Genomic DNA, 7,575 nt, shown 5'->3' on the forward strand with positions numbered 1-7,575 from the left:
TCGAGTATGATGACCCGTCATTGAAGGAAGGGGAGCCGATCCATGACGATTTCAATTTTGGGCATCGACTGACCTGTGATGTGAACCCTTCAAACTGGACCGTTTTTGGTTAGAGCTTTCCGGTGCAGTTTTCTGGCTGGGAAAGGAACGGAAGACGATGAAGGCATCGCTGTTTTCGGACGCCCAGAAGGCGTTCATTCTGAAGCAGGGTGATGAAGGGGTGACGCTGGCGGAGATCTGCCGCAATGCAGGGATCAGTCAGGCGCTTACTTCAATTGGAAAAAGAAGTACGTTGTGATGCTGCCGCCTGAGATGAAGAGGCTGAAGCAGCTCGAGGACGAGAATTCGCGATTGAAGAAGATCGTCGCAGATCTGACGCTGGACCGCGAGATGTTGCAGGATGTCATCCGGCTAAAGCTGTAAGGCCTGCTCGCAAGCGAGATCACCACAACCGGTCCAGACCCACACGCCACTGCCGCAAAAGTTTCCAACACGACGTAGGCGCGCGGTATCCATCCGAGCAGGGCCGCGGGATTTTGGGCGCCGCGCGTGGTAACGTCGGTTCATGGAGATCGATGAGGACAAGATCGACGATGCCGTTTTGGCGCTGTTGTGGCTGACGCTGCATAACGAGCGTTGTGCCTGGAAGGGCTTCGACTGGGCAACGACGGATCGGCTTCACAAGAAGGGCATGATCGGCGACCCGGTCAACAAGTCGAAGTCATTGATCCTGACCGATGAAGGCTTGGAGCGTTCGGAAGCATTGTTCCGGGAGCTGTTTACGCGGCCGCCGCGATAGCCGTCGCTTTGTGCGACTTCCATTGCCAAGGCAGCAGTTCGTGCAGGCGGGAGACGGGAAGATCGGCGATGCGGGCGAACAAATCGGCGAGCCACGCCTTTGGGTCGACGTCGTTGAGACGGCAAGTGGTGATGACGGAGAGCATGATGGCGGCACGATCGGCGCCACGCTGGGAACCGGCGAAGGTCCAGTTTCGACGCCCGAGTGCAATTCCTCTCAGAGCGCGCTCGGCCGCATTGTTCGTGAGACAAATCCGGCCATCTTCGAGGAACCGGGCAAAACCATCCCAACGCTTCAGCATATAATCGATCGGCTCGATCACCTCAGACGATTTGCTGAGCGTGGCGCGCTCCCGTTTCAGCCACGCGTGCATGTCATCGAACAGCGGTTTGCTCTTTTCCTGCCGCGCGGCCAACCGTTCTTCGGCGCTCAGTCCATTGATCTCGCGTTCGATCTCAAACAGCGCATCGTATCGTTGGACGGCCTCCAGGGCGATCGGCGAGATCGGCTTGCCCTTTCGTTTGCGGTCGCGGACACTTTTCTGGATGTCGGCAAGTTCAAAGAATTTGCGCCGCGCGTGCGCATGACAAAAGGCGAAGGTGATCGGTACCGCTTTCTTTTCGGCGACACTGAGCGGCTCGAAGCCGTTGTAACAATCACTCTGCAGAGTGCCGCCATACCCGGCCAGGTGCTTCTGCGGGTGCTCGCCGCGGCGGTCGCTCGAAGCATAGTAGATGGCGGCCGGCGCTGCCGCTCCGCCGTAGGGCCGGTCATCGCACACGTAGGTCCATATTCGCCCGGTCGTGCATTTGTCTTTGGCCTGAATGGGAATGGTGGTGTCATCGCCAAAAAGGCGTTCGGCCGCAAAGACATGCTTCTCGATCAGATCGAAGACCGGCAGGAGCGCGGCCGTTCCATACCCGACCTGGTCGGCCAACGTCGAGGTGGAAAGCTCGATGCCCTCGCATTTGAACCGGGTGCTCTGGCGGTTGAGCGGACTATGCATGCCGAACTTATCGAACAGGATCGTCGCCAGCAGATGAGGGCCGATGAAGCCGCGCGGCGTCGCATGGAAAGGCGCCGGCGGCTGGCTGATCGCTTCGCAGTCACGGCAGGTAAATTTCTCCCGCACCGTCTCGATCACTTTGAACCGACGCGGAACCTCCTCGAGCGTCTCAGTGACGTCCTCGCCCAGTTTCGACAGGCGCGACCCGCCGCAGCATGCACAGGTGACTGGGGGATCGATCACCACGCGCTCGCGCTCGATATCCTCCGGCCATGGCTTTCGGACAGGCCGTTTGCGCGTAAACGAACGTACGCTCGAGGTCTTGGCGGCAGCCGCCTGCGCTGCGGCTTCATCCTCCGTCGCCGCCATAACCAGTTCTTCGAGCTGCAATTCCATCTGGTCGATCAGGCGCGCCGTGCGCTCGGATCGCCGGCCGCGCAGTTCGCGCTTCAGCTTTTCGATCGCCAGTTCCAGACTGGCAATCAGGGCCTCACTGTCCGACAGCATGGCCTGCGCATTGGCGGCTTGCGCCACCGCCATGTCCCGCTCGGCGACGACGGTATCGCGCTCGGCGACAACAACATCGCGTTCAGTCTGCAGCATCTCACGCTCGGCAAGCAGCGCCAAATAGGCGCTCGCAAGGTCCGCAGGAAGATCCACAGGCTTCGAGTTCATGAAGCCATTCGATCAGATTCACTCAATACTTTCAATGCAATAATGCTATCCGATCCGTGTCGGACGCCAGGTTTCCTGCGGATTGCGCCAGTCGATCCCGGACAGCAAATAAGACAATTGCGCCGGTGAGATCGCTACCGCGCCGCTCTCCATATTCGGCCAGATAAACCGGCCTTTCTCCAGCCGCCGGGTAAAAAGACAGGCGCCCAGACCATCATGCCAGATGATCTTCAAAATATCCGATCTGCGACCCCGGAAGACGAAGAGATGCCCTGACAAGGGATCATGCTTCAGAACCTCTTGCACCCGAAGCGCCAGGGAGGGAAAGCCACAGCGCATGTCCGTGTATCCCGTCGAAAGCCAGACCTTGACGCCTGTTCCCATCGGAAACGGATTCACCGCAGCGCCTCCAGTCCGCGCAGGATCCGAAGCAGCGCTTCAACGTCGACATCGCGGTCCACAATCACACGGCGACCATTCGCGCTGACAACCTCCATCCGGCCGGCGTTCGGCAATGACCCTGCTGCCGGCTCTACCTCTGGAACAACGAGTGCTGGGATAAAGTCGCCGACAGGCGACGCAACATCCAGTTGCCACGCTCGTGCGAGCCGGCGCCATTCATATAGCTGCGATCGCGATATCCCATGTCGCCGCGCCGTCGTCGCACACAAGCCAGGTTCCGAATAGCTCTCGGCGACAATCTGCAGCTTCATCTCTTTGCTGAAGCGTCGCCGCCGGCCGCTATCGATAATCTCAAGCCGTTCCATCCCGCACTGTCCTTTTTGACGTCAATAAGGACAGTCAGTGCCAGATCCGACACGTCCTACAAGGCGGCCTTACTCGGATGCGTACGGCGCGCGCAAAACCATCGCATTGCTTCTGGCCGTGCAAACCCTATCGAACAGATTTGCGCCAACGGTTCAAAAGAGAGCGGCTAATGGCGTATTGACGGGCTATGGGTATCCGTCCGAGCGCGACCGCCTGTGAATATTGAGTAAAATTGTTCAGACCCTGTCCTTATGCCCACCTCGTATGGATACGCAGTAACGTACCTCTTTCCATAATCAGCGATTGCAACATTGGCTTTGGCATCCGTTGCCTGCTTGCTGCGCGAGCTCGTCTGCAGCCTGACGCTTAGCAGCTTCAGTGAGAACTTGGCAGGCGATGCGAAGGCCCAATTCTGCGTGGTGACGATACGAAGGCGGGACGTATTTCAGTTTGGTTTAAGCTTACGGGAATATTACCGAAGGAGATATCGAGTCCGCGTAGATGCATAACGGCTATTTCTTACCGTTTTGTGCGTATAGTCAGCCTGACTTATTAATTTGGAGTGAAGTATTGCCTATGAGTTTACATAAATTATCTAATGATTCCCAAGGTGATGTTGAAAATACTTCAGGTTTAATTCTCCCGGAAGACTTCGACGGAGAAGCTTATCTCTTATCGCATCCAGATGTTCTTGAAGCGGGTATCGATCCGGCGGAGCACTTTCTGACCACAGGGCTGAAGGAAGGTCGATCACATAAGGCTTGGTCAAGCGTGCCGCAGGAGCATTCGATCGCTTTGCCTCTTGGCTATACACCTGCGGCCTACACCGGGATTGTCGGCGTATTCTGCCATATTTTCTACCCGGACCTCGCGTCGGAGATATTTGTGTATCTTTTAAATATCCCCAATTCAGCAGATTTATTCTTGACCACAGATACCGAAGAAAAAAGAAATATTGTGGCCCAGGTGTTTCAGGATTGGTGGAAGGGCGTGGTATCAATCAAGGTAACCCCAAACAGGGGGCGCGACATAGCGCCAAAGCTTCTTGCCTTTCCAGAGGCGTATGAGCGGTACGAACTCATCCTTCATATCCACACAAAGGTATCTCCTCACCATGGTAAGGTCCGCAATTGGCGAAGGATGCTTTTCGAATGCCTGCTTGGATCTCCAGAAATAGTGGCTGGCACACTCGAATGTTTTCAGCAGGATCTTAAGCTAGGGATTGTTGGGCCGCAGCATGTGGACTTCATCCGAGAATGGATCAACTGGGGTGATAATAAGGAAAAAAGCCAAGAACTGGCTAGGCGGATTGGTTTCTCTATCGATCATATTGAGGCAATCGATTTCATATCGGGCTCCATGTTTTGGGCTCGTTCAGCGGCATTGCGCCCGCTGCTTCGGGCGGGCCTCACGATCGGGGATTTTCCGGATGAATCTGGACAAATTGATGCGACGATAGCGCATGCAGTTGAACGACTTTATCTTCTGGTCTGTGAGTATGCAGGCTACAATTGGATAAAAGTCGCCACCCCTCGCTCGTATTTTGGCGGCAACATCATCCATACGGTGCACTCACCCATGGAACTTCGGGAGGTCATGGCCCGCAATTTTTTTAGCCTTACAGCTTCGACGCAGCCGTAAAGAAGTCGTCGATCTGCTGATCGATAAAGCCCGTGGCCGCAAAGCCAGCGCCATCATGGGTTCCGTCCGGCCGAACGAGCCGGAATATTCATAAGCGATTTGAACCGCCTTCGACTGGCTGGAAACCCATGCGTCCACCTGGTCGAGGAGACCAGTTGCGCGCTTGGCTAAAGCTGGACATTGATTCCGCTAAATCCCGGACAGCAGTTTCACTAAAGTCCGGACAGTCTGACGAGGTTGGTCCTCGGCAGCCTGGTTTCTATCAGGGCTGATTGATTTCGCCGTTTTCGGCACCCGTCAAGAGGGGTGCGCTTTTTTGCTTTCGCATACTCTCGCCGCGCAGAGTGATACGATGGGCATTATGCACGATGCGGTCGAGTATGGCATCGGCGACCGTGCTGTCGGCAATAAGGTCGTGCCAGCTTGCCACGGGAACCTGGGCTGTGATCAGGGTGGATTTTCTCTGATAGCGCTCCTCGACAATTTCGAAGAGATGGAAACGCTGCTGATCCGTGAGCGCATGTGTTCCAAAGTCGTCGAGGATGAGGAGCTGGACGCGGGTGAGCTTATCGATGAGACGGGGAAAGGAGCCATCGAGGCGGGCAAGCGCCAGATCCTCGAACATGCGCGGCACGCGCACATAGAGCACTGAGTGACCGAGCCTGGCCGCTTGCCTGCCGAAGGCACAGGCCAGCCATGATTTGCCGGTGCCGGTGTGGCCAGTGATGATCAGGCCTTCATGGGCGGTGAGCCATTGCCCCTGGGCCAGCGCCATGGTGTTGCGCCGGTCGAGACCGCGGGCGGCGGCGAAGTCGATATCTTCGATACAGGCCTGGGCAAAGCGTAGCTTGGCGGAGGCGAGCCGGTTACGGATACGCTTGTCGGCACGCAGGGTGACTTCGCGGTCGAGCATCAGGCCGAGCCACTCATCGCGGCTGAGTTCATTGGTGCCGGACTGCTCGGTCAATTCGCGCCAGGCGGCGGCCATGCCCGTCAGCCCGAGGGCTTGCATCTGGTCGAGGGTGGGATTTGTCAGCATTCTTGCTTCCTTCACTGATAGTAGGATCGGCCACGGATATTGGTATGCGCAGGCGTGGGGGCCGCGTGTTCAGCCTGCGGTCTTTCCCGGTCGAGGCCGGATTTGAGGATGGAGGCGACGGAGGAATAGGTAATGGCATTGATGGTGAGCGCCCGCTCACAGGCCGCATCGAGGCGCTGCGATCCATAGCGTGGCGCCAGCGACAGAATGCCCATGGCCGAGCGGTATCCCTGTTCCGGATGCGGCCTGTCGCGCATCATGCGTTCGACCAGGATGGCGGCATTGGGGCCGATCTGGGTCGCACGGCCGATCAGATTGGTCGGCGTGGTGTTGGCATAGCGCTGATGCGCCTTGGGCATATGGTCGTTGACGGTGACGTGGCCGGAACGCTGCGAGCGGCGAACATGGCTGGCGACCCGCTGGTGGTCATGGAAGATCTCGACCACCCGGTGGGTGAGCCGCACCTGGAGGGTGCATCCGATCAGCCGATGCGGTACCGAGTAGAAGGTCTTGTCGACCTCGACATGATAGTCCGGATGAACCTTCGCCGACTTCCATTCCGCATATTCGAACGGCGTCGCCGGCAAGGGCTTCAAGGCTGCCCGCTCGATCTCCTCGAACAGTTCGCGGCGGCTTTTGCCGACATGGCGCATCGGCCGGTTGTTCAGGTCATCGAGCAATTCGGCAATCGCCGTGTTGAGGGCGGCAAGCGAGAAGAAGGTACGGTTCCGGAGCCGGGCGAGGATCCAACGCTCGACGATCAGCACCGCGCCTTCGACCCGGCCTTTGTCGCGCGGTTTCCTGCTGCGTGTCGGCAGGATCGTGGTGTCGTAATGCTCCGCCATGGCGGCGAATGTCGCAGTCAATGTCGGCTCGAACCAAAGGGCCTTGGCCACCCCCGCTTTGAGGTTGTCGCACACGATTGCCTTGGTGACCCCACCATAGAAGGTCAGAGCACGCACCTGACCGTCGATCCAGTCCGGCAACTGCTGGCTAAAGCTGGCATGGGCGAAGGTCAGGTTGGAGGCGCCCAGCACCGCGACAAAGATCTGGGCCGGATGGATTTCGCCGGTCGCCGGATCGATCACCGGCACCGTCGGCCCGGCATAGTCGGTCTGCATCACCGCGCCCGCCGCGTGCCGATTGCGGAACGCTACACTTGCGCGTTGCCGAAAGGCGGCAATCTTCTCGCAGAACCACGTGAAGCCGTAACCATCAGGATGACTGGCGCGGTATTCCTGCCATAGAAGCGTCAGCGTCACGCCTTTGCGCTTCAGCTCCCGAACCACCAGCGCCCAGTCCGGCTCGCTGAGATCGCGCGGTGGACGACCGGCACGGCCGAACAGCCGCCGCTCCAGCTTTGCATCCTCGTCCGAGCCGGCTGGCAACGGCCACGAAAGCCCGGCTTCCCGAGCCCGTAGCAAATAGGTCGATACCGAGCTCTTGCCGATCTTCAGCCGCTCGGCAATCTCGCGCACCGAAAGACCCTCTTCATGGGTCAGGCGCAGAATTGTCCGGATGTAAGCGCGATTTTCGATGCGCATTGACGGCGCAAGACCGATGAACGTGCGCGCATTGGTAGCGAGATCCGGCTCTATCCGGCCGCAGTAGTCTTGGAGAAGTTGAACGGCAGCAGGTCGCCGATTT

The 7,575-nt window shown here is 58.1% G+C and carries 7 protein-coding genes and 1 pseudogene; 3 read left to right on the forward strand and 5 right to left on the reverse strand.

What is annotated here, in order from left to right; translation table 11 throughout:
- Positions 1 to 157 precede the first annotated feature (157 nt).
- Both HGP16_RS21450 and HGP16_RS21455 read left to right on the forward strand, forming a co-directional pair.
- A pseudogene (locus HGP16_RS21450) lies at positions 158 to 443 on the forward strand (transposase); the annotation flags it as partial.
- Positions 444 to 565: 122 nt separating this feature from the next.
- Positions 566 to 799 (forward strand): DUF6429 family protein, encoded by a 234-nt coding sequence (locus HGP16_RS21455; RefSeq protein WP_014342035.1) that lies wholly within the window; start codon positions 566 to 568, stop codon positions 797 to 799.
- On the opposite strand, the gene tnpC is transcribed toward HGP16_RS21455, so the two are convergent.
- From tnpC to tnpA, 3 genes are read right to left on the reverse strand one after another with little or no spacing between them, the layout of a single operon-like run.
- Complete coding sequence (tnpC, locus tag HGP16_RS21460; RefSeq protein WP_168842017.1) at positions 780 to 2,480, reverse strand: IS66 family transposase; 1,701 nt, start codon at positions 2,478 to 2,480, stop codon at positions 780 to 782. The genes HGP16_RS21455 and tnpC overlap by 20 nt on opposite strands.
- Positions 2,481 to 2,525: 45 nt before the next feature.
- The gene (tnpB, locus tag HGP16_RS21465; RefSeq protein WP_409526855.1) at positions 2,526 to 2,879 is read right to left on the reverse strand and encodes an IS66 family insertion sequence element accessory protein TnpB; all 354 of its coding nucleotides are present in this window, start codon (positions 2,877 to 2,879) and stop codon (positions 2,526 to 2,528) included.
- Positions 2,876 to 3,247, reverse strand: a complete 372-nt coding sequence (gene tnpA / locus HGP16_RS21470; protein ID WP_168842018.1) for an IS66-like element accessory protein TnpA — start codon at positions 3,245 to 3,247, stop codon at positions 2,876 to 2,878. The genes tnpB and tnpA overlap by 4 nt, the downstream gene beginning before the upstream one ends.
- Before the next feature lie 502 nt (positions 3,248 to 3,749).
- Here tnpA and HGP16_RS21475 point away from each other — a divergent pair.
- Complete coding sequence (locus HGP16_RS21475; protein ID WP_168842019.1) at positions 3,750 to 4,889, forward strand: rhamnan synthesis F family protein; 1,140 nt, start codon at positions 3,750 to 3,752, stop codon at positions 4,887 to 4,889.
- A gap of 262 nt (positions 4,890 to 5,151) precedes the next feature.
- Here HGP16_RS21475 and istB read toward each other — a convergent pair whose 3' ends face one another.
- Entirely contained in the window at positions 5,152 to 5,928 is a 777-nt protein-coding gene (gene istB / locus HGP16_RS21480) for an IS21-like element ISRsp2 family helper ATPase IstB (RefSeq protein WP_168842020.1), read from the reverse strand.
- Positions 5,929 to 5,939: 11 nt separating this feature from the next.
- Entirely contained in the window at positions 5,940 to 7,472 is a 1,533-nt protein-coding gene (gene istA, locus HGP16_RS21485) for an IS21 family transposase (RefSeq protein WP_168842028.1), read from the reverse strand.
- Positions 7,473 to 7,575 lie beyond the last annotated feature (103 nt).

Source organism: Rhizobium sp. P40RR-XXII (assembly GCF_012641405.1).
GTDB lineage: Bacteria > Pseudomonadota > Alphaproteobacteria > Rhizobiales > Rhizobiaceae > Rhizobium.